Annotated in this window: 25 protein-coding genes; 11 read left to right on the top strand and 14 right to left on the bottom strand. The window is 71.4% G+C overall.

Features of this window, described 5'->3' with window-relative positions:
• Window positions 1-110 precede the first annotated feature (110 nt).
• Window positions 111-866, top strand: coding sequence for a class I SAM-dependent methyltransferase (locus AB0J90_RS05505; RefSeq protein WP_363592457.1), 756 nt, complete (start codon window positions 111-113; stop codon window positions 864-866).
• Between the two features lie 373 nt (window positions 867-1,239).
• Here AB0J90_RS05505 and groEL read toward each other — a convergent pair whose 3' ends face one another.
• Together groEL and AB0J90_RS05495 are read right to left on the bottom strand one after the other, a co-directional pair.
• Window positions 1,240-3,693, bottom strand: a complete 2,454-nt coding sequence (gene groEL / locus AB0J90_RS05500; protein WP_363592455.1) for a chaperonin GroEL — start codon at window positions 3,691-3,693, stop codon at window positions 1,240-1,242.
• A complete protein-coding gene (locus tag AB0J90_RS05495; protein ID WP_363592453.1) occupies window positions 3,683-4,276 on the bottom strand; it encodes a hypothetical protein in 594 nt (197 codons plus the stop codon). Before AB0J90_RS05495 ends, groEL begins: the two co-directional genes overlap by 11 nt.
• A gap of 112 nt (window positions 4,277-4,388) precedes the next feature.
• Between AB0J90_RS05495 and AB0J90_RS05490 the strand changes: the two genes are divergently transcribed.
• A complete protein-coding gene (locus AB0J90_RS05490) occupies window positions 4,389-4,673 on the top strand; it encodes a DUF427 domain-containing protein (protein WP_363592451.1) in 285 nt (94 codons plus the stop codon).
• A 158-nt stretch (window positions 4,674-4,831) separates the two neighbouring features.
• A complete protein-coding gene (locus AB0J90_RS05485; protein ID WP_363592449.1) occupies window positions 4,832-5,542 on the top strand; it encodes an RICIN domain-containing protein in 711 nt (236 codons plus the stop codon).
• A gap of 13 nt (window positions 5,543-5,555) precedes the next feature.
• Here the strand turns inward: AB0J90_RS05485 and AB0J90_RS05480 are convergent, their stop codons facing one another.
• Complete coding sequence (locus AB0J90_RS05480) at window positions 5,556-6,932, bottom strand: MFS transporter (protein ID WP_363592947.1); 1,377 nt, start codon at window positions 6,930-6,932, stop codon at window positions 5,556-5,558.
• Between the two features lie 19 nt (window positions 6,933-6,951).
• Between AB0J90_RS05480 and AB0J90_RS05475 the strand changes: the two genes are divergently transcribed.
• Window positions 6,952-7,995 carry a DJ-1/PfpI family protein gene (locus AB0J90_RS05475; protein WP_363592447.1) on the top strand — a complete coding sequence of 348 codons (1,044 nt, stop codon included), beginning with the start codon at window positions 6,952-6,954 and terminating at the stop codon, window positions 7,993-7,995.
• Between the two features lie 45 nt (window positions 7,996-8,040).
• Here the strand turns inward: AB0J90_RS05475 and AB0J90_RS05470 are convergent, their stop codons facing one another.
• Window positions 8,041-9,624 (bottom strand): PQQ-dependent sugar dehydrogenase, encoded by a 1,584-nt coding sequence (locus tag AB0J90_RS05470; RefSeq protein ID WP_363592445.1) that lies wholly within the window; start codon window positions 9,622-9,624, stop codon window positions 8,041-8,043.
• 326 nt (window positions 9,625-9,950) lie between these two features.
• Here AB0J90_RS05470 and AB0J90_RS05465 point away from each other — a divergent pair, with 326 nt between their 5' ends.
• Genes AB0J90_RS05465 through AB0J90_RS05455 form a run of 3 tightly spaced genes read left to right on the top strand, consistent with a single transcriptional unit; the run spans window position 9,951 to window position 11,338 of the window.
• The gene (locus AB0J90_RS05465) at window positions 9,951-10,661 is read left to right on the top strand and encodes a hypothetical protein (RefSeq protein WP_363592443.1); all 711 of its coding nucleotides are present in this window, start codon (window positions 9,951-9,953) and stop codon (window positions 10,659-10,661) included.
• A 15-nt stretch (window positions 10,662-10,676) separates the two neighbouring features.
• Window positions 10,677-10,937, top strand: coding sequence for a hypothetical protein (locus AB0J90_RS05460; protein WP_326560793.1), 261 nt, complete (start codon window positions 10,677-10,679; stop codon window positions 10,935-10,937).
• The gene (locus AB0J90_RS05455) at window positions 10,934-11,338 is read left to right on the top strand and encodes a hypothetical protein (RefSeq protein ID WP_363592441.1); all 405 of its coding nucleotides are present in this window, start codon (window positions 10,934-10,936) and stop codon (window positions 11,336-11,338) included. The genes AB0J90_RS05460 and AB0J90_RS05455 overlap by 4 nt, the downstream gene beginning before the upstream one ends.
• 24 nt (window positions 11,339-11,362) lie before the next feature.
• Here the strand turns inward: AB0J90_RS05455 and AB0J90_RS05450 are convergent, their stop codons facing one another.
• From AB0J90_RS05450 to AB0J90_RS05430, 5 genes are all read right to left on the bottom strand, one after another.
• The gene (locus AB0J90_RS05450) at window positions 11,363-11,839 is read right to left on the bottom strand and encodes a hypothetical protein (protein WP_363592945.1); all 477 of its coding nucleotides are present in this window, start codon (window positions 11,837-11,839) and stop codon (window positions 11,363-11,365) included.
• 119 nt (window positions 11,840-11,958) lie between these two features.
• Window positions 11,959-13,935, bottom strand: a complete 1,977-nt coding sequence (locus AB0J90_RS05445) for a hypothetical protein (protein ID WP_363592439.1) — start codon at window positions 13,933-13,935, stop codon at window positions 11,959-11,961.
• A 3-nt stretch (window positions 13,936-13,938) separates the two neighbouring features.
• On the bottom strand, window positions 13,939-15,444 hold the full coding sequence (locus tag AB0J90_RS05440) for a sigma 54-interacting transcriptional regulator (protein ID WP_363592437.1): 1,506 nt from the start codon (window positions 15,442-15,444) through the stop codon (window positions 13,939-13,941).
• Window positions 15,445-15,525: 81 nt separating this feature from the next.
• Entirely contained in the window at window positions 15,526-16,071 is a 546-nt protein-coding gene (locus AB0J90_RS05435; RefSeq protein WP_363592435.1) for a hemerythrin domain-containing protein, read from the bottom strand.
• A gap of 113 nt (window positions 16,072-16,184) precedes the next feature.
• The gene (locus tag AB0J90_RS05430; RefSeq protein ID WP_363592433.1) at window positions 16,185-16,793 is read right to left on the bottom strand and encodes an NAD(P)H-dependent oxidoreductase; all 609 of its coding nucleotides are present in this window, start codon (window positions 16,791-16,793) and stop codon (window positions 16,185-16,187) included.
• A gap of 150 nt (window positions 16,794-16,943) precedes the next feature.
• Here AB0J90_RS05430 and AB0J90_RS05425 point away from each other — a divergent pair, with 150 nt between their 5' ends.
• Window positions 16,944-17,462, top strand: coding sequence for a DinB family protein (locus AB0J90_RS05425; protein WP_363592431.1), 519 nt, complete (start codon window positions 16,944-16,946; stop codon window positions 17,460-17,462).
• Between the two features lie 18 nt (window positions 17,463-17,480).
• Here AB0J90_RS05425 and mdlC read toward each other — a convergent pair whose 3' ends face one another.
• Window positions 17,481-19,076: a benzoylformate decarboxylase gene (gene mdlC, locus AB0J90_RS05420; RefSeq protein WP_363592429.1), complete on the bottom strand. Its 1,596-nt coding sequence runs from the start codon at window positions 19,074-19,076 to the stop codon at window positions 17,481-17,483.
• 425 nt (window positions 19,077-19,501) lie between these two features.
• Between mdlC and AB0J90_RS05415 the strand changes: the two genes are divergently transcribed.
• The gene (locus AB0J90_RS05415; RefSeq protein WP_363592427.1) at window positions 19,502-20,302 is read left to right on the top strand and encodes a trypsin-like serine protease; all 801 of its coding nucleotides are present in this window, start codon (window positions 19,502-19,504) and stop codon (window positions 20,300-20,302) included.
• Between the two features lie 102 nt (window positions 20,303-20,404).
• Here the strand turns inward: AB0J90_RS05415 and AB0J90_RS05410 are convergent, their stop codons facing one another.
• Entirely contained in the window at window positions 20,405-21,685 is a 1,281-nt protein-coding gene (locus AB0J90_RS05410; RefSeq protein WP_363592425.1) for a serine hydrolase domain-containing protein, read from the bottom strand.
• 115 nt (window positions 21,686-21,800) lie between these two features.
• Here AB0J90_RS05410 and AB0J90_RS05405 point away from each other — a divergent pair, with 115 nt between their 5' ends.
• Together AB0J90_RS05405 and AB0J90_RS05400 are read left to right on the top strand one after the other, a co-directional pair.
• Complete coding sequence (locus AB0J90_RS05405) at window positions 21,801-22,379, top strand: thymidine kinase (RefSeq protein WP_363592423.1); 579 nt, start codon at window positions 21,801-21,803, stop codon at window positions 22,377-22,379.
• A 166-nt stretch (window positions 22,380-22,545) separates the two neighbouring features.
• Window positions 22,546-23,394 carry a hypothetical protein gene (locus tag AB0J90_RS05400; RefSeq protein WP_363592421.1) on the top strand — a complete coding sequence of 283 codons (849 nt, stop codon included), beginning with the start codon at window positions 22,546-22,548 and terminating at the stop codon, window positions 23,392-23,394.
• Here AB0J90_RS05400 and AB0J90_RS05395 read toward each other — a convergent pair.
• From AB0J90_RS05395 to AB0J90_RS05385, 3 genes are read right to left on the bottom strand one after another with little or no spacing between them, the layout of a single operon-like run.
• A complete protein-coding gene (locus tag AB0J90_RS05395; RefSeq protein ID WP_363592419.1) occupies window positions 23,379-23,879 on the bottom strand; it encodes a hypothetical protein in 501 nt (166 codons plus the stop codon). The two genes, AB0J90_RS05400 and AB0J90_RS05395, sit on opposite strands and share 16 nt — an antisense overlap.
• Window positions 23,870-24,844 carry a hypothetical protein gene (locus AB0J90_RS05390; RefSeq protein WP_363592417.1) on the bottom strand — a complete coding sequence of 325 codons (975 nt, stop codon included), beginning with the start codon at window positions 24,842-24,844 and terminating at the stop codon, window positions 23,870-23,872. Before AB0J90_RS05390 ends, AB0J90_RS05395 begins: the two co-directional genes overlap by 10 nt.
• The gene (locus tag AB0J90_RS05385; protein WP_363592943.1) at window positions 24,841-25,587 is read right to left on the bottom strand and encodes an ABC transporter permease; all 747 of its coding nucleotides are present in this window, start codon (window positions 25,585-25,587) and stop codon (window positions 24,841-24,843) included. The genes AB0J90_RS05390 and AB0J90_RS05385 overlap by 4 nt, the downstream gene beginning before the upstream one ends.
• Window positions 25,588-25,611: the final 24 nt, after the last annotated feature.

Raw genomic sequence — 25,611 nt, 5'->3', positions numbered from 1 at the left:
GACCGGGACAGGTCGGATACCGACCCCGGACGCACGCCTGTCCGGCGGACCGGATCTTGGGCCGAAAAGTGGGGCTCGACACGATCGGGAAAACGGGTAATCCTGGCCCGATGTCGCTTTGGTTGCACGAGCTGTCGGAGGCGGAGCACCGCATCCTCAACCCGTTCACCCACGAGAAGCTGATGCTGCTCGGGGCGGCCAGTCGGGTCGGCCCGCAGACCAGGGTGCTCGATCTCGCGTGCGGTAAGGGTGAACTGCTCGCCCGCTGGGCCCAGGGCTACGGCATCCGTGGGCACGGGGTGGACATCAGCGAGGTGTTCCTGACCGCCGCCAGCAAACGCGCGGCCGAACTCGGGGTCAGCGACCGGGTCAGCTTCCAGTACGGCGACGCCGCCGAGTACCGGGCCGAGCCCGCCGGTTACGACGTCGTCTCCTGCCTCGGCGCGACCTGGATCGGCGGCGGGCTGGCCGGCACCATCGAACTCATGCGGCGGGCGGTCCGCCCCAACGGGCTGCTGCTGGTCGGCGAGCCGTACTGGATCGATCCGCCGCCGCCGGGGGCGTACGCGGCGTACGGCTTCGGGCTGGACGACTTCACCTCGCTCGGCGGGACCCTGGACCGGTTCGAGGCGGCCGGCACCGACCTGGTCGAGGTAGTGCTGGCCGACGCCGATAGCTGGGACCGGTACGTGGCACAGCAGTGGTGGACGCTGACCGAGTGGTTGCGCGCGTACCCGCACGACCCGCGTGCCCAGCAGGTACGCGAGTTCCGGGACCTGTCCCGCCGCTGGCACCTCGAGTACGGTCGCCGCTACTTCGGCTGGGGCGTCTTCGTACTCCGGCCGACGCTCGCCCCGGGCCGCTAGCCCGGCACCGACACGGACGGGACGACACCGCGTACCGGCCTGCGCCAGCGAAGGGTGACACATCACTCTTCGTGTTGGGACGGTTAGGACGGCAGACATCCTGGCAACGCACATCCGACATGCCGCGCGTCTTCTTTGCCGCTCGGGCTGACCTTCAGCCACCGGCACTGGCGGATAGTTGTCCCGGCGAGTGCAATTTGCGCCGCGGTGCGCGCCTAGCGGCGCCGCACTGCCGCAATTTCGCACCCGATGACCTGCTGCACGTCGGCACCACGTCGCAGCACGGGCGGTGGCCGGCACCGGGCAACCGGTGCCGGCCACCGCAGCCCGACCCGTACCGGCCCCGGCCGCAGACCTGACGGCACGGCACCGCTCAGCCGAGCATGAGGTAGCGGGTCACCACGCTCGCGGCCGCGCTCACCGCCTCGCGTACGGTCGCGGCGGCGTCGACGATGCCGGCGTCCCGCGCCACCACGTACCGCCCGCTGACCAGGTCGAAGGTGACACCCGGGCCCCGGTACCACAGGTCCTCGGGCACCCCGTCCGGCTCACGCCCGGCGCTGCGCAGCAACTCCTCGAACGGCGCCGGCAGCGCGTCGACGACAACCGCGTACCCGAGCGCCTCGTCGTCTCCCCGCTGCCTCGGCACAGGTGCGGTAGGCCGACCCTGCAGCCGCGCGTGCACCCCGAGCAGCGCCGCACCGCCACCTGCGACCAGACCCCACTCGACCGCCGCCTTGGCGTTGCGTACCGCGTCGTCGATCTGGCGCCGCCGGACCCGCTGCTGCTCCGGCGTCACCTCACCCACCTTGATCACCGCCACCCCGCCGGCCACCCGGGACATCCGCTCCGCCGACACCCGCAGCGGCTCGCCGTACCGCGACTCGGCCCGCCGCCTGCCGTCCCCGCGCGGGTCGCCGCGGCGCGGGTCGTCGCGGGTGCGCACGGTGCGCAGCCGCTGGTAGCGGCGCACGATCGGGTCCGGATCACCGACTCCGGCCAGCACCACCGACTCGCTGCGGGTGGTGACCACCCGCCGGGCCCGGCCCAACTCGGCCAGGGTCGCGTGTGCGAGGTCGACACCCGACTCGCCGCCGAGGACCGTCGCGCCGGTGAGCGCGGCCAGTTCCGCCAGCGCGTCCCGACGTTGGCCGGGCGGCCACGGCAGGGTCACCGCGACCGGGCTGAGCAGTTGCCGGGCTTTCGCCAGGACCAGCGCGGCCAGCGCCGGGTCACGGATCTCCGGCGCGAACACCGCCAGCGGCCTGCCCTCCCGTTCCACCGCGCCGAGCAGCCGCAGCAGTTCCTCGGCGGTACCGATCCGCTCGTCGACGAGGAGCACGTACGGCTCGTCGAGCACCGCCTCCGCCTCCTCCTCGTCGGTCACGAACGCCGGTGACATGTGCCCGGCCCGCAGGCTCATCCCCTCGGTGAGTTCCAGTTCGAGGCCGAACAGGTTGCTCGCCTCGACCCGGATCACCCCGTCCCGGCCGACCCGGTCCACTGCCTCGGCGACCAGGTCACCGACGAGTTCGTCACCGGAGGCGACGGTCGCCAGCGCACGCAGTTCCGCTCTGGTGCGTACGGGCACCGCGAGGCCGGCGAGTTCGACGGCGACGTCCCGTACGGCGGTCGAGATCCCCCGGCGCAGCGCCACCGGGTTCGCACCGGCCCGCAGCGCGACCGAGGCGGCGTCCAGCATGGCCTGGGCGAGCACCACGCCGGTGGTGGCGCCGTCGCCAACCCGGTGCCGAATCCCCTCCACCAGTTCCCGCAGGTAACCGGTGCCGAGCGCGTCGCGGGGGTCGCCGCCGGCCAACAGCCGGACGATGCCGGCCGCGTCGGCCATCTCGTGGTACCCGCCCTGCTCGTCCTGCACCAGCATCCGCCGGCCGAACGGCCCGTAGGTGCGCCGGATCAGGTCCGCACCCGTACGGAAGCCGCGCGCCACGATCGCCTGGTGCTGGTTGTAGGTGGTCGGCAACTGGATGGTCGGGCCGGCCACGGCGGAACCGACGGTGGTGCCGTCCGGACCTTCGCCGTCCGATCCGCCCACCGCCGGCACGATGGCGCCCGGCACCGGCACGGTGGCCAGGTAGATGTGCGGCTCGGCGTTGTAGGCGCTGTACTTCGGCTGCTGCTCCGGCCGGCGCCGGACCACCCCGTCGTGCACGTAACGGAACAACTCGTCGACGCCGACCCGGCCGTCACCGTCGAGGTCGGCCGCGCCGGAGACCAACCCCTCGATCAGTACGTCGGTGAAGATCGAGCCGCGCGGCGCCGAGGCGACCAGTTGGTCGGACTCGAACGCGTACTCGTAGCTGTCGCAGGCGCTCAGTACGACGTACCCCCGGCCCACCTGCCACTCCAGCGCGCCCTGCGGCGCACCCTTGAAGCCCTCGGCGAACGCGCCGGCGAAGCAGCAGTCCAGGATCAGCACCTTGGCCGCGGCACGGCACGCCTCGAACTGCTCGTTGACGAAGGAACGGGAGATGGCCGTGCTCGCCGGGCGGGTACGGACGGTGTCGGCGGCGGCGAAGTACAGCCGGTGGTAGGGGTCGACGATGCCGTGGCAGGAGAAGTAGAGCAGCACGAGGTCGCTGTCGACCCTGTCCGTCAGCAGGTCCTCGATCGCCGCGCGTACCTCCCGTTCCGGGGCGTCGCGCAGCGTACGCACGTGGAAGTTGCCGATCGCCGGATCCGCCAGTACGGCACCCAACCGCGCCACGTCCTGCTGCGGTGCGCGCAGCCGGTCGAGGGAGGGGTCGGCGTACTCGCCGGTCGCGATCAGCAGCGCGTACCGGCCGGCCGGTGACCTAGTCGCCACCGGACCCGACACCCCGCCGCTCCTGCGGCGCCGCCTTCACGTTCGGCAGCGCCCCAGTTGCCCCCTTTGCCTCCGGCAGTACACCCGTCTGCGGCACCGGCCCGGTCTCGGGCACCGGGACGGTGTCGGGCACGTCGGGCAACTCGACCGGCGGGCCGGGCCGCTCGGGCGCGGTGAGCCAGCGCGCGACCGCCTGCTCGGTACGTGCCGACGGGTCGACGATGGTGAGGCTCCGGTCCCCGTCCCGCAGCACGATCCGCCGGGCGGCGCCCCGCCGGACGAAGGCGACCACGATCTGGGTCAGGGCGGCGAGGGTGGTGGCCGAGAAGGCACCCGTGATGACGAGTTCGGCGAGCGACACCGCCTCGCCGGCCTTGCGGCCGGTCAGGGGGTCAGTGTCCGGTCGCGGGTCGGAGCCGGCTCGGGGATCCGGGCCGGGCGAGGGTCGACTGACCCCTAGACCCGCCCCGGTTCGCAACTCCCGGAGCAGGGCGGTAGTGGCGGCAGCGTCGGCCCGCTCGCTGTCCACCATAGGGCCGCTGACCTGCAGGAACAGCTCCCGCTCCGGTGACACGTTCCACATACAGTAATTATCTCGTAACTATCAGTGATCCGATAGGGGGCGACGGCTTGCCGTTCCGGGAAGATCGCGCTAGGCGTGGCCGCCCCGTCCAGCCCGGCATACGCTGGAAAACGTGCCGAAAGCCATGTGGAACAACCAGGTCATCGCAGAGAGCACCGACACCGTGGTTGTCGAGGGCAACCACTACTTTCCGCGCACCGCGCTGCGGGACGACGTGATTCGGGAATCCGACACTCACACCATCTGCCCCTGGAAGGGACAGGCCTCCTACTACTCCCTCGCCCTGGACGGCAACGAGAGCCAGGACGCGGTCTGGTACTACCCCGATCCGCTCCCGGCGGCCGAGCAGATCCGCGACCGGGTCGCCTTCTGGAAGGACGTCAAGGTCGTCGACTGAGCGCCCGGCGTCCCGCCGGTACGCCGACACGCCGACACGCCGACACGCCGACACGCCGACCGATCGTGCTCGCCGCGCGACACCCGTACCAGAAAATGCCGGGTGGGGTGCGGCGGGCCGGTTGGTCCTGGGCCCGGCCGCTGAGTCACTATCTGGGGATGCCCACCTCCGACCCGCGACGACGACCGCCGGGCGGCACCGTCTACGGCGCTCCCGCCCCGGCCCGACCCGGCCGCGACCGGCTGATGACGGCCGCGCTCGCGACCGGCGGTGTGGGCGTACTGATCGGGGTGCTCTTCGCGACCGGGATCTTCGCAGGTGACGGCAACGTCGACCGGGCAGCGGTGCCGGCACCGGCCGGCGTCTCCGGCGGCGCCGCGCCGCCCGCCCCGAGCGGCGTGGCGGCGGGCAGCACCGAGCCGGCCCCTCCGCCGAGCCCGACCCCGGCGGAGATCCCCACCCGGATCTTCCGCTCCGTGGCTTCGTCGTTCTGCCTCGCGCTCAACACGAACGACAATCCGGACGGCGCCCAGGTGCAGCAGCGGGTCTGCACTGGCGACCTGACCCAGCAGTGGCGCCCCACGCCCGTCGTCGGTGACGAGTTCAGCCTGGTCAACGCCGGCACCGGCGGCTGCCTGGAGGCGGCCGACGGCAACAAGGACGACGGCGCCCGGCTGCACATCGCGGTCTGCGACCGTACCGTCGAACAGCGCTGGCGACTGGCCGGGCTCGACACCGGGCAGGTGTCGCTGGTCAACCTCAACAGTGGGCGCTGCGCGGACGTACCCGAGAACACTCTCACCAGCCCGGACACCAGCCTGCAACAGTGGGCCTGCCACGGCCGCGCCAACCAGCAGTGGGCCCGGTAGCCGGATCTACCCGCTAGCCGTCGGTGGGGCGTAGGCGCCAGGCACGCGGGGCGGTGGCGACCGGCTCCGGCTCGACCACCGGCACCGGCTCGGGCTCGCGTCGGCGCAGCATCAGCGAGAGCACCGCCGCACCGAGGGCCAGCACTCCGGCGGCGTACCAGGCCATGGTGTACTCGCCGAGCTGGTCCCGGACCAGGCCGGCACCGGTGGCGGCGATCGCCGCGCCGACCTGGTGCGAGGCGAACACCCAGCCGAACACCACCGGTCCCCGGTCACCGAAGTGCTCCCGGCACAGGGCGACCGTCGGCGGCACCGTGGCCACCCAGTCCAGCCCGTAGAAGACGATGAACACCAGCATGGTCGGCCCGGTGGTGTTCACGAAGAGGCTCGGCAGCACCAGCAGGGAGAGCCCGCGCAGCGCGTAGTAGCCGGCCAGCAGTAACCGGCTGTCCACCCGGTCGGTCAGCCAGCCGGACGCGATCGTGCCGACGATGTCGAAGAGACCCACCAGGGCGAGCAGGCTCGCGGCGGTCGTCTCGGCCACCCCGTGGTCGTGCGCGGCCGGGATGAAATGGGTTCCGACCAGACCGTTGGTGGTCGCCCCGCAGATCGCGAAACCACCCGCGAGCAGCCAGAACGCGCGGGTCCGGGCGGCCATCCGCAACCCGGTCAGCGCTCGCGCCGCCGCGCCGCCCGCGCCGCCGGGCAACGGCTGCGGGCGTACGACCTCGGTGCCGCCGTACAACGGCAGGCCCAGGTCCGCCGGGTGCTCGCGGAGGAAGAACACCACCAGCGGTACGACCAGCAGCGCCGCCGCCGCCACGACCAGCGCCGCCACCTTCCAGTCGTACGCCTGCACCAGGTTGGCCAGCACGGGTAGGAAGACGAGCTGCCCGGCGGCGCCACCGGCGGTGAGCACCCCGGTCACCAGTCCCCGGCGCTTGACGAACCAGCGCCCGGTGACCGTCGCCACGAAGGCGAGCGCCATCGACCCGGTGCCCAACCCCACCAGCACGCCCCAGCAGGCGATGAGCTGCCAGCTCGCGTTCATGAACACGGTCAGGCCACTGCCGGCGGCGACCAGCAGCAGGGCGGCGACCACCACCCGGCGGATGCCGAACCGCTCCATCAGCGCGGCGGCGAACGGCGCGGTGAGCCCGTACAGGATCAGGTTGACCGAGACCGCGGCGGAGATGGTGGCCAGCGGCCAGCCGAACTCCTCGTGCAGCGGGTGCAGCAGGACCGACGGCGTGGCCCGGAACCCGGCGGCACCGACCAGCGCCACGAAGGCGACGGCGGCGACGGCCCAGGCGGGATGGAACAGGCGCTGAGTCTTCACGCTCGAAGTCTCGGTCACACCTGGGTCCGCGACGAGTGGCCGGAGAGCCATCATGCGCAACAATCGGGCCATGACGTCGCGCCCGCACCGGATCGCCGTACTCGCCCTGGACCAGGTGGTCGGGCTCGATCTGGGCACTCCATCACAAATCTTCAGCACCGCCCGCAGCACCACGAACGAGCACCTCTACACCGTCGACACCTGCACCCCCGGCCGCCGGCCCGTACGCAGCAGCGCCGGCTTCCAGGTGGTACCGGACCACGGGCTGGAGTTGCTGGACCGGGCCGACACGGTGATCGTGCCCGGCGTGCACGGGGCGTCGCTGGACGACCGGGCGATACTCGACCCGGAGGTGCACAAGGCGCTCAACGCGGCGTACGAGCGAGGCGCCAGGATCATGTCCATCTGCACCGGCGCGTTCGTGCTCGCCGCCGCCGGGCTGCTCGACGGGCGCCCGGCGACCACCCACTGGGCGTACGCGGAACGGTTCCGGCGCCGGCACCCGAACGTACGGCTGGACCCCGGGGTCCTCTTCGTCGATGACGGCAACGTGCTCACCTCGGCCGGTGTGGCTGCCGGCATCGACCTCTGCCTGCACGTCATCCGCACCGACCACGGCAGCGCGGTGGCGAACCGGTCGGCCCGCCGGTGCGTGGTCCCGCCGTGGCGGGACGGTGGTCAGGCGCAGTTCATCGAACGGCCGGTGCCCCACCCGAGCGACGCCAGCACCGCGGCGACCCGGCAGTGGGCCCAGCACCGCCTGCACGAGCCGCTGACCCTGCGGCAGTTGGCGGGTCACGCCAGCATGAGCGTACGGACGTTCACCCGGCGGTTCCGGGCCGAGACCGGGCTCAGTCCCGCCCGGTGGCTGTTGCAGCACCGCACCGACCACGCCCGCCTGCTACTGGAGACCACCGACCTACCGGTAGACCAGGTGGCCCAGCGCTCCGGCTTCGGCACCGCCGCCGCCCTACGCCAACAACTACACCAGAGCATCGGCGTACCCCCCACGACCTACCGCCGCACCTTCCGCCACCCCGCCACCCCTCTCCCTCCCTCTCCCCCTCTCGACCGCGCTAATACAGAGAAAGAGTGGCTATCCGACGCGGAATAACCACTCATTCTCTGTATTAGGGGCGGGGGCGGGGGTGAGGCGAGGTTAGGCGCAGGGGGTGTTGTTGAGGGTGAAGGTGGTGGGTGGGGGGTTGGCTCCGGTGCTGCTGCCGAGGAAGCCGAAGGTGACCGAGGCGCCGGGGGCTATGGTGCCGTTCCAGTTGGCGTTGCGGGCGGTCACCGCCGCGCCCTGCTGGCTGCCGCTGGAGTTCCAGAACGTGCCGGCCCGTTGGGTGCCGGGGAAGGTCCAGCCGACCGTCCAGCCGTTGATCGGTTGGGTGCCGGTGTTGGTGAGGGTCAGGGTGGCGGTGAAACCGGTTCCCCACTGGGAATCCACCCGGTAGGCGACGGTGCAGGCGACCGGCGGCGGGAGCGCCGCGAAGGCGACCTTGTGCAGTTGGCCGGGCAGGTCGTTGGCGAGGTAGATCTCCCCGGCCGCGTCCACCCCGAGGGTGGTCGGCTGGATGGTCAGCTCACCGAGCGCCCGGGTGGCGTACGCGGCGCCGCTCGGTCGGATGGCGAAGCCGGTGCCGGAGCAGTAGTCGGTGGCGAGGTACGTGCCGGCCGCGATGTCGGCGTACTGCTGGCCCCGGTAGACGTGCCCGCCGATGATGGCGCAGCCGTCGACCGAGGTGCGGTACGTGAAGACCGGTTCGACGAAGGTGGCGCCCGCCGGGCAACGTGCCTGGTTGAACACCTGGGTGCCCTCCCGGCAGGACCAGCCGAGGTTCGCTCCGGCTCGGCCGGCCGGCAGGTGGTCGACCTCCTCGAAGGTGCCCTGGCCGACGTCGGCGATCCAGAGCGATCCGTCGGCCGGGTCGAACGAGAACCGCCACGGGTTACGCAGCCCGTACGCCCAGATCTCCGGGCGGGCGTTCGCGACACCGACGAACGGGTTGCCCGCCGGTACGCAGTACGACAGTGGCGCGCAGGCCCGGCTGACGTCCAGCCGGAGGATCTTGCCGAGCAGGGTGGTCAGGTTCTGCCCGCTGTTGAGTACGTCGTCCGCGCCGCCGCCGTCGCCCAGGCTCCAGTAGAGGTAGCCGTCCGGGCCGAAGGCGAGCTGCCCGCCGTTGTGGTTGCCGTACTCGGCGTGTGGCTGGGTGAGCAGGATCTGCTCGCGGGCGGCCGGTATCGGCTGCTGGTTGGCCTGGTCCAGGGTGAACCGGGACAGCGTCAGGGTGCCGGACGGCAGGCTGGTGTAGGCGACGTACAGGGCTCGGCTGGTGGCGAAGTTGGTCGAGGTGACGATGCCGAGCAGGCCGCGCTCGTTGCCGGCGGTGGAGACCCGGTCGGTGATGTCGAGCAGCGGCGCCTCGGCGAGTCCGGTGTTCGGGTGGTAGACCCGTACGGTGCCGACCTTCTCGGTGATCAGAAGCCGGCCGCTGCCGTCGTCCGGTGCGAAGATCGCGGTCGGCCGTTGCAGCCCCGAGGCGACCTGGGTGGTGCTGACGGTCAGCCGGTCCAGTGGTACGGCGGCCGCCTGGATCGTGGCCGGCGCGACCGCCGCCGACGGCCCGGTCCGGGTCTCGTCGTGGGCGGCGGCGGGCGCCCCGGTGAGGGCGAGCGGCATGAGTACGGCGATGGTCGCGGCCGCGCCGAACCGGCCAAGTGATTGACGTCGCAACATATTTACTCCCATCGGTTTACAGGAACGTAACGCCACAACGGGGTTCCGAACCGACCGTCCCAGAACATGGGAACGCTCCCACGCTCGCGGCGAGATGCCTGGATTCACCCGCTTCAGACCCTCGGTCACCTAGCTGAGCAAAGTGGTATTCCAGCCCGACCGGACATCGCGGGCCAGCACCACAAGTAAACCGAAATCGGAATCACCAACGAACGCCACCAGGTTTCCGACCAATTCGCGTCGCAGTTACGACAGTTTACTGTATTGATAACGATCATTTGGTCGCTACGCTCTCGGCAAAGGTCGTCGCACCGGAAAGGTGAACGATGAGCGACACACCATTTGGGTTCTCCCGCCGGGGATTACTGGTCACCGCGGCAACCGCCTCCGCGGTCACCGTCGCCGGCGCGACGCCCGCACTCGGCGCCCCACCCGGGGCACCCACCGCCGTCCCCGCGGCCACCGCGGTCACCGTCACCCGGGACCGCATCGCCACCGCCGTCATCCGCTCCCCGGGCGGCGGTCTGGCCGGCTGGCCGTTCCAGGTGGACCTGCACGACCGGCTGGGCGCCTGGCTGGCGTTCTGGTCGGCCAACTCACCGTCGAACTGGCAGGAGCCGGTGGAGGTGGCCGGACGCACCGACTCCTCCGGTGCCACGTTCACCCTGACCGGGCTCCGCCACCGCCACGACGACCAGGTACGCGACGGGTTCACGGCTGGGCGGACCGACCGCGCCTACTGGGCCACGCTGGCCAGCCTGCACCACCATTTCGCGCTCGTCGAGCCGACCGGCGGCGGCGTACGGATCACCGGCGGAGCCGCGGCCTTCACCGGATCACCCGAGCAGGTCGCCTTCGCCGCCTCGGCGCTCCGGGAGTTGTGGGGATACCGGGCCGCCTCCACCGCCGACTGGCAGGGCGCCGCCAACCGGGCACTGCGCCGTGCCGGGCAGCCGGCCGACATCGCCTCCCACGCGGGTTGGTCGACATTCACCAGGACAAGCCTGCGACTCGGGTTGGACACCGAGTCGTACTAGAAAAAGGAGGCAGGAATGGCACGTAGCGAATTCCGGTTCGTCGTCGACGGAGTCGAGCTGGACGAGGCACAGAAGGCGCGGATCGCCGGTGAGATACAAAAAGCCGGACTGAACGCACTGCACAACGTATCGGCGAAATTGTCCAATCCGCTCACCATCGGCCACGGAAACATCAAGCTCCGTCCCGAGTGGTACGGCCTCTGGGTGCTGGACGGCCCGCTGGCCGACGACCTCGGCACGAAGATCAACGATATCGGTTTCTGGATCCAACGGTGACCGAGGTTCCCCTACGGCCGGATCCGCCGGAGCGGATGTGCCCGAGTACACCGAAGGCCAACGCCACGGTGTTCCTGGGGATGATCACTCCGGCGGGGCGGGTCGCGTACGTCACCCCGGCGATGCCGGCCGAGGTGGCCCTGTCGGGTCTGCCGGACCAGTCCGGACCGGCGGAGTCGCAGTACCGGCTGGCCGGGCCGTGCGTCACCTCGTCCTGCGGGTTCTGGACCGGTGACCACTGTGGCCTCGGCGCCCGCCTGGTCGAGTCGTACCGGGAGACGGCCGTACCGGACGAGGCCTCGCTGCCCCGCTGTGCGATCCGGCGCACCTGCCGCTGGTACGCCGAACAGGGACCGGCCGCCTGCCCCGCCTGCTCACACGTCGTCACCGACGCCCGCTGAACCTGCCCCCTCGCGGGGACACCGTCAACCGGCGGCCGGGGTATGCAGGGCGCGCAGGTCGTCGGTGTGGGCGGGCAGGTGGACCCGGCGGTGGATGTCCAGGGCCCGCCCCCAGGGCAGCGCCTCGTCGATGTCGAGCCGGGGAGCCTCCCGTACCCGGGTCTGCACCAGGGCGTCGGTCTTGTCGAGCAGCCGCTCGGTCAGCCCGCAGAGCTGTCCGCTGGTGGTACGCAACCGGCTCGTCAGCCCGTCGAGGCCGCCGTACTGGCGCGCGAGCTCGTCGAGCTGCGGGCGGTGGATGGTGTCCAGCTCGTAGTACGCGTACGGCGAGCCGGCGAGCACCGCCTCGGTGGCGTTGATCAGCAGCTCGTCGTTCGCCACCAGGTGCGCGAGCAACTGCTCCGCACTCAACTCCTCGCCAACCGCCCCCCGAAACGCCCCCGCCCCCTCGATCTCGGCGAACAACGCCCCATAAGCCCCCCGCAACCCCTCCACCTCCACCTCCACCCCCCGACCCTAACCCCGCCCCAGCCCGTTGATCTTGCAGTTGTGGCACCCGTTCCGCCCCGTTTCGCGAGCTTCGCGAGGCACCACAACTGCAAGATCGACGATGGCTTGGGTCAGCGGCGGCGGCCTCGGCGGGCGCGCAGGTAGTCGGAGACGACGTACTGGCCCAGGTCGTCGGCGGAGGGGGTGAAGACGCGGCCGCCGGAGCGCTTGGCCACGGCGTCGACGAAGCGGCGCAGGCCCGGGTCCTCACCCAGCATGAACAGGTTCATCGTGGCGCCGTAGCGGGTCAGGGCGTCGACCTCGACCACGGTGGCCTCGATCGTCTCCCGCAGCGGCGGCCAGTTGAACACCCCGACGCCGTCCTCCGGGTCCAGGTGCGCGGTCGGCTCCCCGTCGGTCACCACCAGCACCACCGGCTCGCTGCCGGCGTGCCGACGCAGGTGCCGACCGGCCAGCCGCAACGCGTGCTGCAGGTTGGTGCCCTGCACCATCTCCGGCTCCACCGCCGCCAACTCCTCCCGGGACAGCGCCGCCGCCTCCCGGCCGAAGCCGATGATCTGCAACGCGTCCTGCGGGAACTTCGTCGCGACCAGGTGCGACAGGGCCAGCGCGGTCTGCTTCATCGGGCCCCAACGCCCCTCGGAGACCATCGAGAACGAGAGGTCGACACAGAGCGCCACCGCCGCCGAGGCACGCCGCTCGGTCTCCACCACCTCGAAGTCCTCGACCGCCAGCGCCACCGGCACCCCGCCACCACCACGGCGTACCGCGCGGGCGACCGTGCGCACCACGTCGAGCGGCTGCTCGTCGCCGTACTCCCAGGGTCTGGACGCCCCGGTGACCTCGCCGGCCGCGCCGGCCGCGCGCAGGTCGTGCTCCCCACGCCGGCCCGACCCCAGATCGGCGAAAACCCGACGCAGCGCGGTGCCGCCGAGCCGGCGCAGCGCCTTCGGGCTCAACGTCAGGCCGTCGGCACCCCGGGTCACCCAACCCTGCCGGCGCAGCTCCCGCTCCAGGTCACGCAACCGACGTACGTCGTCGGCGGCGTCCCGGCCCAGGTTGCGGCGGACCGCCTCGACGTCCACCTCGTCCAGCGTCGCGCCCGGATGCTCCTGGCCGAGTTGGTCGAGCAGGTCGTCCAGCTCGGCGATCTCGCCCAGCGCCCCGGTCGCCTGGCCGTAGTCGAGCGGCTGGTCGCCCCGGACCCGCTCGCGCCGGTCCCAGGCCAGGTCCGGCCGCAGGCCGCGCAGGTTGCCGTCGAGCGCGGCCATCTCGGCCGCCAGGTCGGGGCCGAGCGCCGACTCCATCAGCTGGGCCAGCTCCGCCCGCTGCCGGTCGGACAGCGAACGCATCAGCCGCTCCCCCGCCGCCGCCCGCCGGGCCAGTACGTCCACCAGCTCGTCGGTCGAACCCGGCTGCTCCGGGAAGAACTCGCCGTGCCGGCGCATGAACTCGGCGAACGCGTCGGTGGTGTCCTCGCCCCGACCGTGCCGGGCAAGCAGGTCGTTCAGGTCGTGCATCATCTCGCCGAGCCGCTGCTGGGCGGCCGGATCGGCGGCCGACGAACGCAGCGCGTCCCGCAGCCCGGAGAACCGCTGCTCCAGTACGTCACGGCGCAGCCCGTCGAGAATCTGCTGGTACGCCTGCCGGGCCTCGTCGCTGGCCCACTGGTAACCGCCCAACTCCTCGACCGCACGGGCGGTGGAGTTCGGCAGGTTGTCCAGCACCGCCTCGGCGAACCGGGCCGCGTCGTCGTCGCGCCCCCGCAACTCGTCGCGTTCGGCGGCGAGCGCCTGGTCCAGCAGTGCCTGCGCCCGGGTGACCGCACCGTCGAGGTTGCCCCGGCGCATCGCCTCGCGACGCATCCGCCTTGCCCGGGCGAGCAGTTCGTCCAGGCCGGCGCCACCGACCGGGCCCTGCCGGAGCAGGGCCCGCAGCGCGTCCCGGAGGCTGCCGCCGGCCAGCACCTCGGCGCCGACCGAGTCGACCGCGGCACGCACGTCGTACGGCGGGGCGAGCGGGTCCGGGCCGCCACGCCAGGAGCCGTACCGGAACCGGTTTCCGCCGGGTACGTCCATGCGGCTCATCGGTTAGCCCCGGCCACCGTCCGACGGTCGGCCGCCCCCGGCGGATCGCCCGCCCTCGGGGCTGCGGCCGCCGTAGCGGGTCCGACCGTCCTCGGTCACGTCCTTGGCCAACCGGCGGGTCAGGTGCAGCCCCTCCAGCACGAACTCGATCCCGGCGGCGGCCTCACCCGGCGTGGGCGCGTCGCCGAGCCCGAGCCGGTCCAGCGCCTTGGCCAGCCCCGGTACGGTGCCCACCTGGCGCAGCAGGTCGGCCGTGCCGACCAGCTCGCCGGTCTCGATCACCGCGCCCTCGGCGACCAGGTTGATGAACCCGGAGAGGTCCAGCCCGGCGAGCCGGTCCCGGAACGTCTCGGCGGTGGCGGTACGCAGCAGGTGGCCGAGGATCTCCACCTCGCGGCCCTCCTCGCCGCTCTCGAACTCGACCTTGCCGCGCAGGGTGCTGGTGACCGACACGGCGTCACCGACCCGGGCGACCGGTGCGCCGGTCCCCTCGGTTTCCTCGCCGAGCAGGCTGCCCCGGCGCAGTGCGGCGGCGGCCACGGTTTCGGCGGCGGCGATGGCGAACCGGGCCGAGACACCCGAGCGGGGATCGACCGACGGCGACTCGCGTACGGCGCGGGCGAATCGGGCGAGCACCTCCAGCACGTGCTCCGGTACGGCGGCGACCAGGGCCGCCTCCTGCCGGATCAGTTCCAGCTCCAGCTCCAGTTCGAGCGGGTAGTGGGTACGGACCTCGGCGCCGAACCGGTCCTTGAGCGGGGTAATGATCCGGCCCCGGTTGGTGTAGTCCTCCGGGTTGGCGCTGGCCACCAGGAGCAGGTCCAGCGGCAGCCGGAGCTGGTAGCCGCGTACCTGGATGTCGCGTTCTTCGAGCACGTTGAGCAGCGAGACCTGGATCCGTTCGGCCAGGTCGGGCAGTTCGTTGACGGCGAAGATGCCCCGGTTCGTACGCGGCACCAACCCGAAGTGGATCGTCTCCGGGTCACCGAGGGTGCGACCTTCGGCGATCCGGATCGGGTCCACGTCGCCGATCAGGTCGCCGACGCTGGTGTCGGGGGTGGCGAGCTTCTCGCCGTACCGCAGGGAGCGGTGCAGCCAGGCCACCGGCAGGTCGTCGCCGGCCTCGGCGGCGAGCCGGCGGGCGGCCGGGGTCAGCGGGTGCATCGGGTGCTCGTTGAGGGCCGAGCCGGGCAGTACCGGGGTCCACTCGTCGAGGAGCTGGACGAGTCCCCGGATCAGCCGGGTCTTGCCCTGCCCGCGCTCACCGAGCAGCACCAGGTCATGGCCGGCGAGCAGGGCGCGTTCCACCTCGGGCAGCACGGTGTCCTGGTAGCCGACGATGCCGGGGAACCGGTCCTCGCCGGATCGCATCCGGGCCAGGAGGTTCTCCCGAAGTTCCTGCTTCACGGTGCGGTAGCGGTGGCCCGCCGCGCGCAGCTCCCCGAGCGTGCGTGGCAGGTCGGCCGGCGGGTTGGGCGGCAACTGGGATATCTCCGTCACCTGGAACACGCTAGCTCGCTACGACCCCGGCCGTCAGTGCCGACGTTGATCATCTGACGAACCGTGGTGAACGTGTGGGTCACCGGGCCGCTACGGGGTGACGAAGATCGCCACCAGGGTCGCCGGTTTGACCGGAGTGTCAGCGATGTGCCTCGATGTACTGCTTCGGGTCCTGTCGCGGAACATGAGTCCCTTGCCACCCGGGTGCTCGCCGTAGAAGGTGAGCCAGCGGGCCCCGAGTTCGGCGCGCAGTTCGGTGCCGGCGTGCCGCCGGAAGTCGGCCAGCGCCCCGTCCTCCTCCTCGGCCAGGTGCTCGCTGTTCTCCTTGCGGGCCCGCCAGACCGCCGCCCACCACTCGTCGGTGCCGAGCACGTGGTTCTTCGCCTCGGCGATCGCGTCCCGGATCTTGTTGTGGTCACCGATCGCGTCGTCGGTCTCGTCAGCACCGTCGTCACCGTGCCGGACCAGGTACGGGTAGAGGATCGACTCCTCCGCCTCGGCGTGGATGTCCAGGTGCAGGGCGAGCGCCTCCCAGACGGCCCGGATCTCGGCCTCGTCGCGGGCGTCGTCGAGCCGGGCGAAGCCCCGGCGGAAGGCGTGGTGGTCGTCCAGGATCAGCGCGGTGATGTCGTCCATGACGCTCGTCCTTCACGGGGTTGCTGTCTGCGGCCGGGACGAGTTGCCCGGCGCGGGTCGGGCGCGGCAACACGCCGAACCACGCTAACCCGGCCGGGCCCCGTCCGCCCGGCTTACGCCCGGACCCGCTGGTCTGCCAGGGCGCCGCCGACCAGCCCCACCTGCCGGTCGACCCACGCCGCGACCAGGTCGGTCCCGGCGCCGAGTTGCGCCTCCAGCACGGCGAGCGGCTCGACCGGCAGGGTGGCGCCGAGTTCGGCCAGCAGGTCGGTCAGGTTGTTGGTCACCGCGCGCAGGTGGGCGTCCGAGGCCGCGATGGTCACCGGTACGGCGACCACGCCGGCCAGTCCCCGGTGGCCGAACTGGTCCAGGAAGATCTTCAACAGTCCGGTGTAACTGCCCTTGTAGGTGGGGGTCACGACGATCAGCAGCCGGGCCGAGCGGACCACCTCGAACGGGTCGGCGACCTCGGCCGAACCCCGCGCCGGTTCGGCGTCGAAGCTCACCCCGACGAGCGTGGCCAACTCCAGCACCTGCACACCGCGCAGTACGGTGGCGGACCGTGCCAGGCCGGCGACCAGCGCCTCGGTCGCCGCCTCGGCGAGCGTACGGCTACGGGAACCCGGACGCGGGTTGCCGACCAGCACCACGACGTCGGCGCTGGTGGGCGACTCTGCGTTGGCGGGCTCGGTCTGCACCGGGATGGCGGGATTGGTGGTCATCGGCAGGCTCCTCGCATTACCTCTAATTCCGATCGGGTTAGTAGCGTAACCCTCACCCCCGCCTCACCGACACCTCCGTCGGGAAGGGCCCCTCACCCAACCGGGACAGCGGGAAGAAGCCCTGCCGACGGCGCGTGACATCCTGGCGCGATGACGTGGACGGCGCCCGAGGTGGCGCGAAGTGGTGGGGCGTTGAACGCACCGGAGCCGGAACTGCTGCGCGGGCTGCTCGACTGGCACCGGACGACGCTGCTGCTCAAATGCGCCGGGCTCACCGGCGAGCAACTGGCGCGGGCGACCGTCGCCGGGTCGAACCTGTCCCTGCTCGGCCTGGTCCGGCATCTGGCGAAGGTGGAGCGGATCTGGTTCCGGCGCCGGTTCCGGGGTGAGTCGATCGAGATGCTCTACTCCACCCCGCAGTGGAAGGACGCCGACTTCGAGGACCTCGACCCGACGCGCGCCGAGGCCGAGTACGCCCAACTGCTGGCCGAGCAGGAGGCGGCCCGGCAGGCGGTCGCGGACGCCCCGCTCGACGCCACCTTCGTCGGCGCGGACGGCGAGGAGATCTCGCTGCGCCTGGTCTTCGTCCACATGATCGCCGAGTACGCCCGGCACAACGGCCACGCCGACCTGATCCGCCAGGGCGTCGACGGCGTCACCGGCGCCTGAGCGCCCAACCGGCAGCGGTCACAGGATCGGCGGTACGTCGGCGGTGATCGGCACCGCCAGCACGGTCGGACCACTCGCGCCGAGTGCCGCCCGGAATGCGTCCACGAACTCGTCCGACGTCGTGAGCCGGGGCGCGTGGCAGCCGAAGCCGGCGGCCACCGCGGGGATGTCGAGATCGGGCAGGTCCAGGCCGGGTACCCCGGCGGTCTCCTTGAACTCGGCGAACGCCTTGAGGATGCCGTACTGGCGGTTGACCGGCACCACGAACACGACGGGCAGCCGCTGCTGGGCGGCGGTCCAGAGGGCCTGCACCGAATACTGGAACGAACCGTCGCCGATCACCGCGATCACCGGTCGCCGCTGACCGGTGACCCGCTGGGCGAGCGCGACGCCGACCGCGGCCGGCAGTCCGAAACCGAGTCCACCGCTGGCCGTGGTGAAGTACGAACCGGGACGGGTGATCGGCAGGTGGCGGCGCAGGATGCTCAGGTTCGACGGGGTCTCGGTGACCAGGATCCCGTCAGCCGGCCAGTGCCGGGCCAGTACGGCGAACAGCGCCGCCGGGGCGAGCGGGTTGCCGACCTCCGGCTCCGGCGGGGCCGACCGTACCGGCGGCAGCGGTCGCTGCGCGACCGGCACCAGCGCCGCGAGCGCCGCACAGGCCAGGCCGGGGTCACCGAGCAGGCTCTCCCCCACCGGGGCGCGGGCCGCCTCGGCCGGGTCGTCGGTGATGTGCAGCAGTTGCGCGCCCGGTGGCAGGTAGTCGCCGGGGACGTGCGGGTAGTAGCGGAAGACCGGGGCCCCGATCACCAGGATGGTGTCGTGGCCGCCCAGCCGTTCGCCGAGCGGTCCGATGGCGAACGGCAGGATGCCCTGGTACTGCGGATGGTCCTCCGGAAAGCCGATCCGCTCGGGTGCGGGCGCGGACCAGACCGGAGCGCGGGTCCGCTCGGCCAGCGCGACCGCGGCCGGCCAGCCACCGCTGCGGTCCACGCCGCCGCCGAGCACCAGGACCGGGTTGGCACTGTCGGCGAGCAGGTCGGCGAAATGGGCCAGCCGTTGCGGGTCGGCGGCGAACCGCCGGCTGACCTGCCGTAGCTGCGGCGGCGGGTCGGCCGTCTGGTGCCAGTCGTCGAGCGGCAGGGAGAGGAACACCGGCCCGGCCGGCGGCTGGATCGCCGTGCTGTACGCACGCATCAGCGCCGCCGGGATGTCCTGGGCGCGGACCGGCTCGTAGGCCCACTTCACGTACGGCTGGGCCAGTTCGGCCGCGCGCACGCTGGTCAGTCTGGGCTCGATCAGCAGCATCTCGCGGGCCTGCTGACCAGCGGTGACGATCAACGGGGTCTTGTTGTGCCAGGCGGTGATCAGGTTGCCCATGGCGTTGCCGGTGCCGGGGGCGGTGTGCAGGTTGACGTGCGCCGGTTCGCCGGTCGCCTGGGCGTACCCGTCGGCCATCGCCACCGCGGACGCCTCCTGCAGCGCGAGTACGTAGCTGAAGTCGTCCGGGAAGTGGCCGAGGAACGGTTCCTCGGTCGAACCGGGGTTGCCGAAGACAGTGGTCAGCCCGAGCTGGCGCAGCAGGTCGTACGTCGTCTCCCGGACCGTCGCCATGGACGAACCTCCCCCCGTCTGAGCGGGTCTACCCACGATCACGGCTTTTATCCCGGCCGGATGAGGCCCTTCCCGGCGCCCGCCCCGCCGCGCGTACGGGACTCGCCCGTACCGGGAGCACGGGCACCTCCGGCCGGACGACTCGGCACCGGTGGCGAAGATCGACCCCGCGTACCATCGCCACCTGCACGAACAGGACGAATCGATCTTGCTTGGTAAGGAGCCGGCCAGGCACATCTCGGCAGCCGGCGCACCCGGACCCACTTTCGGGGATCGACGACGATCACCGCCGAAGCGGTACCGCCCGGCCGGTCCGACCAGGACTCCCGCGAGCGGTCGAGTGTGGACGGACGGGCTCGCAGCACCCACACGGCCCCGCCACTGAGCCATAATCCAGACACAAGCAACCAACCGAAGGATGTGTGGTGCCTGTGTCACGCAAGCGTCGATTCCGGTCGATATTGCTGCTGCTCGCGCCGGTGCTGGTCGCCGGTCTGGCCGTCGTCCCCGCCGGGCCGGCCAACGCGGTCGCCAACGGCGTGGACGTGCCGAACGGTCGGTACCGGTTCGCTGTCAAGCTGACCATGACCGGCATCCCGACCGCCGACGGCGGGCGCCGCAACAGCGCCTGCTCGGGCGCGCTGATCCACCGGGAGTGGATCGTCACCGCCGGCCACTGCTTCCGCGACCTCAACGGCGTACGGGTGGAACGCACGCTGGCCGACGAGACACTCGCCACCGTCGGTCGGGCCGACATGACGTCCCCGATCGGCGAGCAGGCGGAGGTCGTCGCGGTGCGCCAGCACCCCGACCGGGACCTGGCGCTGGTCCGGCTCGACCACCTGGTCACCACCATCACACCCCTCGCGCTGAGCCGCCGGGTGCCGCAGCCCGGCGACGTGGTCCGGCTCACCGGGTTCGGCTCCACCCAGGGCGCCAACCCGGTCCCGTCCAACCAGCTGCGGACCGGGCAGTTCACCATCACCTCGGTCGTCGCGCCGACGGTCGGCATGACCGGCCTGGCCCCGTTCCCCGACACCAGCGCCTGCGCGTACGACTCCGGCGCCCCCTACTTCAGCGAGGACCGGCGCGGCAGGACCGCTCTCGTCTCGATCGAGAGCGGCGGGCCCACCTGCCCCCACGCCCTGGAGGAGACCACCGTCCGGATCGACAACATCACCGACTGGATCCGGGCCATCACCGGCTACGAATACTCCGCAAGCTGATCCCAGCAAGCTGATCCCAGTGCACCTTGATCGTCAGTTGCCGCGCCGGGGCGACGCACGACGTGCGCCACAGCGACGACTGACGATCAAGGTGCCCGAGGGTCAGAAGTAGGTCGGGTAGAGGTTGGTGGTCGGCCAGGTGGTCACCTTGGCGGCGGCTGCCCACAGCAGCGGGTCGATCTCGGGGTACGCCAGGCCCGACGGATCGTCGCGCTGGTTGAACAGCACCGCCCAACTCCGCCCCTGGTACGTCCGGACCAGCAGCGAGTACGTCCCCGGCATGCTGCCGGTGTGCCAGGTGTTGCGGCCGGTGCCGCCGGTGGTGACCGGACGGACCTGCCAGCCCAGCCCGTAGTACCAGCCGGCCGGGTCGACCCCGATCCCGCCGGGAACCGCCCAGACCCGCCCCAACGAGGTGCTGTTGAGCACCGGACCGGCGGCGTCGAAGGCGGACGCCCAGCGCACCAGGTCCACCGCCGAGCCGATCCAGCCGCCGTTGGCGTCCTGCAACCGCATGCTGAACGTCCCGTACGGCGCGGCGACGGTCGCGCCGGTCTCGTTCAGCACCGTCGGACCGGTGTACTGGGAGCGGTAACGCACCTCACCGGCGTGCGGGGCGATGCTCCAACCCTGGGCCATCCGGGTGATGCCCAGCGGGGCGAAGAGCTTCTGCTGCACGTACGTGGCGTAGGGCAGGCCGCTGACCGCCTCGATCACCCGTCCGGCCAACTGGTAGCCGAAGTTGCTGTACGCGACCTTCGTACCGGGGTCGTGTTGCAGCGGCTGACCGGCCATGTACCGGATCACGTCGGCGGGGTACAACTCCATCGGTACGCCCAGCGCCCGGGATATCGTCCGGTCGGCGAAGTTCGGGTCGAAGGCGAGGGCCCGGTCCCATCCCCCGGTGTGTTGGAGCAGTTGCCAGAGCGTCACCCGGGACAGCCGGGGGTCGGCGGTCTGCCCGGCCGGCGGGCTGAGGTCGAGCAGCGAGGCGACCGGGGTGCCCAGCGCCACGGCACCGTCCTGGGCCAGGCGGGCCAGCGCGGCCGCGGTCACCGACTTCGAGAGGCTGGCGATCCGGAAGAGCGAGGTCGGCGCGACCGTCTGCGCCGGGTCGTCGCTGTAGCTGTAGCCGCGGGCGAGCACCAGCCGGCCCTGGTGCGTGACGGCCAACTGGCCGGCGGAGATGTTGCGGGCCTGCATGAAGCTCTTCATCGTGTCGTCGAAGCTCTTCAGCGCGGTCACCGCCGTACCGCTGACCTTCCAGGTCGGTGCGGCGGCCCGCGCGGGCGCCGTGACCAGGGCGCCCCCGGTCAACGCCCCGGCACCTGCCGCTCCGACCAGCTTGCCGAAGGTCCGCCGGTCCACCCGTGTACGTCGCATGCCCGTCCTCCCCGTGATCATCGAGCCTTGATCGTCGAGTCTTGATCATCGACGGGGGTCAGGGTAACCGAGAGACGAATTCTCGTCCGGCAGGTCGGGCGCTACGGTGTGGGCCGTGGATCTCACCGTCATCCTCGGCCCGATGAAGAGCGGAAAGTCGCTCGAACTCGTCAGCCTGCTCTCGCCGCTGCAGTACACCAACGTCCGGCACCGGATCTACCAGAGCGCCCGGCACGTACGCGACGTCGGCGTCGTCTCCCGCAGCGGTGCCGCGCTGGCGACGGTGAAGACCACCTCGCTCGCCGCCGCGCTGTCCGAGGAGGTGGAGGTGGTCGGCATCGACGAGGTGCACATGTTCACCGTCGACGACATCGCGGTGGTCCGGACCCTGCTGCGGCGGGGTACCACGGTCGTGGCGGCCGGCATCGACCTGGACCACCGGGGGGAGATGTTCGCTCCCGTACGCGCGCTGCTCGAACTCGGCCCCGCGACGGTGACCTATCGGCGGGCGGTATGTGACATCTGCCGGCGGTTCACCGCCGTCTACACCCAGGTGCTCGAACACGGCGAGCCGATGATCCGGGCGCTCCCGCCGTCCACCGCACTGCCCGACGACGGCACCTACACCTACGAGGCTCGCTGCCGGGAGTGTGTCGTGCTGCCGGTCGGCATCCCGGTCACGACCCCGGCCTGACCGACGGGCACCCGCACCGACCCTGCCGTCCACACCCGGCCCGATGTGCCGCCGGTAAACTTGCAACGGGGTTACGTGACGATGCAACGGGTTACGTGACGAGCACTGCTCGTCGGTTTGGTGGAGGTCGACTACACTCGGCCGGCCACCTACGACGGGGACGTACATGGGCAGGATCGCTCCGGCAATTGCGGCACCGACCACCACGGGGGACGACGTGGGCTTCGTCATGGTAAAGCCGGACGGAGTCGCTGATCCGGCCATTCTCGCCGACATTCGCCATTCACTCGGGGCCGCCGGACTGGCCATCACCGAGGTATGGGACGTCGAACTGAACCACGACGACCTGAAGTGGCTCTGGCCCCAGCACGTCAACGTCCGCTGCCCGATGACCTCCTACCTGCTCGACCGTTACCTGGCCAACGCCCCGAGCCGGATCATGACGGTGACGGGCACCGACGCGGTGGCCCGCAGCAACGCGATCAAGCTTCGAATCCGGCAGCGCTACGGCTATGGGCCCTTTGCGAATTGCATCCACACCCCGGCCAACGACGCGGAGTCGCACGCGCAGGCGAGTTTCCTGCGCTCTTCGCGCGCTGACCGGCTTCGTACTCCGGTCCCTGTCCTTTCCGACCGGCGGGGTGTGTACGGCCGCGTCGCGGAGATGCAAGCGCAGACCCTACGCGATATCGCCGAAACGGTGCGCCGTCGCGCGCGTACGGAACGGTGGGACCGTATGACGTACACACCGATCGGTGCCGGACCGGCCGCGTTGCTCCTGTGCGACGACAACGTCAACTCGATCGACTATGCCGTCTCGTCGTTGTGCACCGTTTTTCCCCGGTTGTCCGTCGGCGACTCGCTCGTCGCGGTGCTTCGCGCCGCCCAGGAGCCCTTCACGGTCGCCTACGGCACCGAGGACGAGGTGGCGGGCTGGGCCGCACGGCTGCGCGCGGCGGGGCAGATCATCGAGCGTCGGGTGGTGGCAAGCCGCGAGGCTCACACATCCCACTGATACCAATCCAGCGGTGGCAGTCCGTGCGTGCCCCGGAGCCGCTCGATGTCGGTGCCCAGGCGCACCGTCGGAAAGAAGCCACCGGCGCTGCGCAACACGGGTACGTCGACGGGCAGGCTCTCCCGCAGCCGCCCGACGTGGGTCGCCACCACCTTCCGGGCAGCAACCGCGTCCTCGCGGGTGGCGCCGACCGACGGGGGTAGCCCGCGGATGTCCCGGGTCACGTCCGTGCCGGCGTACGCGACGTCGAGATGCCGCTCCACCTCGCTCGCCCGTTGGCTGTAGCCGTCCACGACGAGATCGCAGTACCGCACACAGAGCAGCGTCAGCAGGCACGACTCGACGCAGAGCGGCCAGTCCTCCGCGGCGTACGCCGCGTCCGCGTCCTCAAGATGGCTCTGTACGGACACCGCGAACGTCCAGGACGCCCCCGCTCCGTGAGTCAGCAACCAGCCGATGTCGAAACTCTTCCCGTCTACCGGCACAGCGCGTCCCGTAGGGCGTCGGTGGAAACGTCGAGAACGATCTGCCCGGTTCGCAGCCCCGACAGGAGGGGGGCGGCGCCGATGTCGTCCCGGACGGCGGCGGTCGCGCCGGCCGCGGCGACCCACTCGGGGTAGACACGCTCGTGCCTGGTGAGCAGGAAGCGTTGTCGGCCCACGGACACCTCGCGCGCGGCGGGGTCGGGACGCACCGTCGTCAGCTCCACGCCACGGATCGCCGGCAGACCCAGCGACCCGGTCGCCGCCGCGAACTCCTCGCCACTGGTCACGGAGAGCATGCGGCGCGCGGTATCGACCGGAACGCCACAGGCGTCCAAACGGGCGGGCAGCCACTTCTCACCCGTCACCGCGCTGCCGCGCCCCGTACAGGTCACTTCGAGGACGAGCCGACCGGCTCGGGCCCAGAGATACGGTGCACCTTCCGCCGCCACCTCCTCGGCCAACTCGGCGAGCGCCACCATCGTCACCAGCCGGTCCACTACCGCCCGTAGCAGGACGGCGAAGCCGTCTGCTGACGCCTGCGGCGGTAGGACCGGCCCGGATTCGGGGTCCAGGGGCAGGGCGGTGAGCCACCGGATGAGCCGACGCTCGTCCGTCTCGGAGAGCGGGTTCGTCAGGGCCACGGGACCGAACGGTGTCGCGGCGACCGGCAGGTCGGTGACCTGTGCCAGGAGGTCGCCGACAGCCTGGTCGGGGAAGTGTTCGAGGTCCACGGGCACGTCCCCGACGAACATGAGGTAGGGCGGGGCGTAGCCGCCGGTCGAACGGAACAGGTGGATGTCGATGTCGCTACCCCGGTTGCCGAAGCCCGCGGCAAGCGAGCCGACGAGATAGGAGCGCCCGTCGGCCAGGACGCTCCCGGCGTGTGTGCGCAACTGCGCCAGGCCGACCCCGACGACACCGAGCGCCTGCTCGACCGAAACGACCTGGACGCCGGCCATGCTCAAGCCCACCCCACCTTCGTCCGGCTCGGGCGGAACAACGCCGCACCGAGCACACCGAGCACCGCCGTCTGCGCCAGCAGGATGCCGACCATGGGGCTGACCGCCGCCAGCCCGCCCCCGTCGCTGATGACGACGTCGAACCCGCGCATCGCCCAGTAGGTCGGGGTGAGCGGTGCCAACGCGGGCAGCGGCTGTGGCAACAGCGCCACGGGTACGAGCGCGCCACCGATCCCGGCTATGGCCAGGCTGAAGATGTTCGCGACGGCGGACAGCTGGAGCAGTGTCTGGCACAGGGCGACGCTGAGGAAGGTCAGCGACACCACGAACGCGGCGAACACCGCGGCGAGGACCACGAGAGCGCCGACAGAGCCACGGATCCGCATGTCGAACAGGAGTACGCCGAAGCCGAGTACCGCCCCGGTCTGCGCGAGGACCAGCAGGAACGGAACCACCAGCTTGCCGCCCACCAGGAGTGGCATCGGCACGGGCAGGCTGCGCAGCCGCAGCCAGGTGTGCCAGCTGTGGTCCCGGAAGAAGGTCGTACCGGCGTCGGACACCAGCATCAGCCCGAACATGACCGCGAAGCCGGGTACCGCATGCTCGGTGGCGTTGTCCCGGAGCGTGCCCGCCTGCTGCAACGCTCCCCGGTAGGTCGGCAGCAGCACCGCGATCAGGATCACCGGCATCACCGTACGGGTGACGATGGGCAACAGGTCACGCCGTTGCAGCCGCCACTCGTGGGCGATGACCGAAGTGGCGAGCAGAGAAAG

The sequence above is a fragment of the Micromonospora sp. NPDC049523 genome (genome assembly GCF_040676775.1).
Classification (GTDB): Bacteria; Actinomycetota; Actinomycetes; order Mycobacteriales; family Micromonosporaceae; genus Micromonospora_G.
Note: the sequence above shows the minus strand (reverse complement) of the source record. Positions and strands in the feature narration are given on the sequence as shown.

Excerpts from the sequence above, each read along its gene's own strand:
- mdlC (WP_363592429.1), bottom strand. The coding sequence starts at position 19,076 with ATGGCGACGGTCCGGGAGACGACGTACGACCTGCTGCGCCAGCTCGGG.
- AB0J90_RS05430 (WP_363592433.1), bottom strand. The coding sequence starts at position 16,793 with ATGACCACCAATCCCGCCATCCCGGTGCAGACCGAGCCCGCCAACGCA.
- AB0J90_RS05465 (WP_363592443.1), top strand. The coding sequence starts at position 9,951 with ATGAGCGACACACCATTTGGGTTCTCCCGCCGGGGATTACTGGTCACC.
- AB0J90_RS05475 (WP_363592447.1), top strand. The coding sequence starts at position 6,952 with ATGACGTCGCGCCCGCACCGGATCGCCGTACTCGCCCTGGACCAGGTG.
- AB0J90_RS05470 (WP_363592445.1), bottom strand. The coding sequence starts at position 9,624 with ATGTTGCGACGTCAATCACTTGGCCGGTTCGGCGCGGCCGCGACCATC.
- AB0J90_RS05480 (WP_363592947.1), bottom strand. The coding sequence starts at position 6,932 with ATGGCTCTCCGGCCACTCGTCGCGGACCCAGGTGTGACCGAGACTTCG.
- AB0J90_RS05400 (WP_363592421.1), top strand. The coding sequence starts at position 22,546 with ATGGGCAGGATCGCTCCGGCAATTGCGGCACCGACCACCACGGGGGAC.
- AB0J90_RS05425 (WP_363592431.1), top strand. The coding sequence starts at position 16,944 with ATGACGTGGACGGCGCCCGAGGTGGCGCGAAGTGGTGGGGCGTTGAAC.
- AB0J90_RS05485 (WP_363592449.1), top strand. The coding sequence starts at position 4,832 with ATGCCCACCTCCGACCCGCGACGACGACCGCCGGGCGGCACCGTCTAC.
- AB0J90_RS05460 (WP_326560793.1), top strand. The coding sequence starts at position 10,677 with ATGGCACGTAGCGAATTCCGGTTCGTCGTCGACGGAGTCGAGCTGGAC.
- AB0J90_RS05445 (WP_363592439.1), bottom strand. The coding sequence starts at position 13,935 with ATGAGCCGCATGGACGTACCCGGCGGAAACCGGTTCCGGTACGGCTCC.
- AB0J90_RS05435 (WP_363592435.1), bottom strand. The coding sequence starts at position 16,071 with ATGGACGACATCACCGCGCTGATCCTGGACGACCACCACGCCTTCCGC.
- AB0J90_RS05495 (WP_363592453.1), bottom strand. The coding sequence starts at position 4,276 with ATGTGGAACGTGTCACCGGAGCGGGAGCTGTTCCTGCAGGTCAGCGGC.
- AB0J90_RS05410 (WP_363592425.1), bottom strand. The coding sequence starts at position 21,685 with ATGCGACGTACACGGGTGGACCGGCGGACCTTCGGCAAGCTGGTCGGA.
- AB0J90_RS05505 (WP_363592457.1), top strand. The coding sequence starts at position 111 with ATGTCGCTTTGGTTGCACGAGCTGTCGGAGGCGGAGCACCGCATCCTC.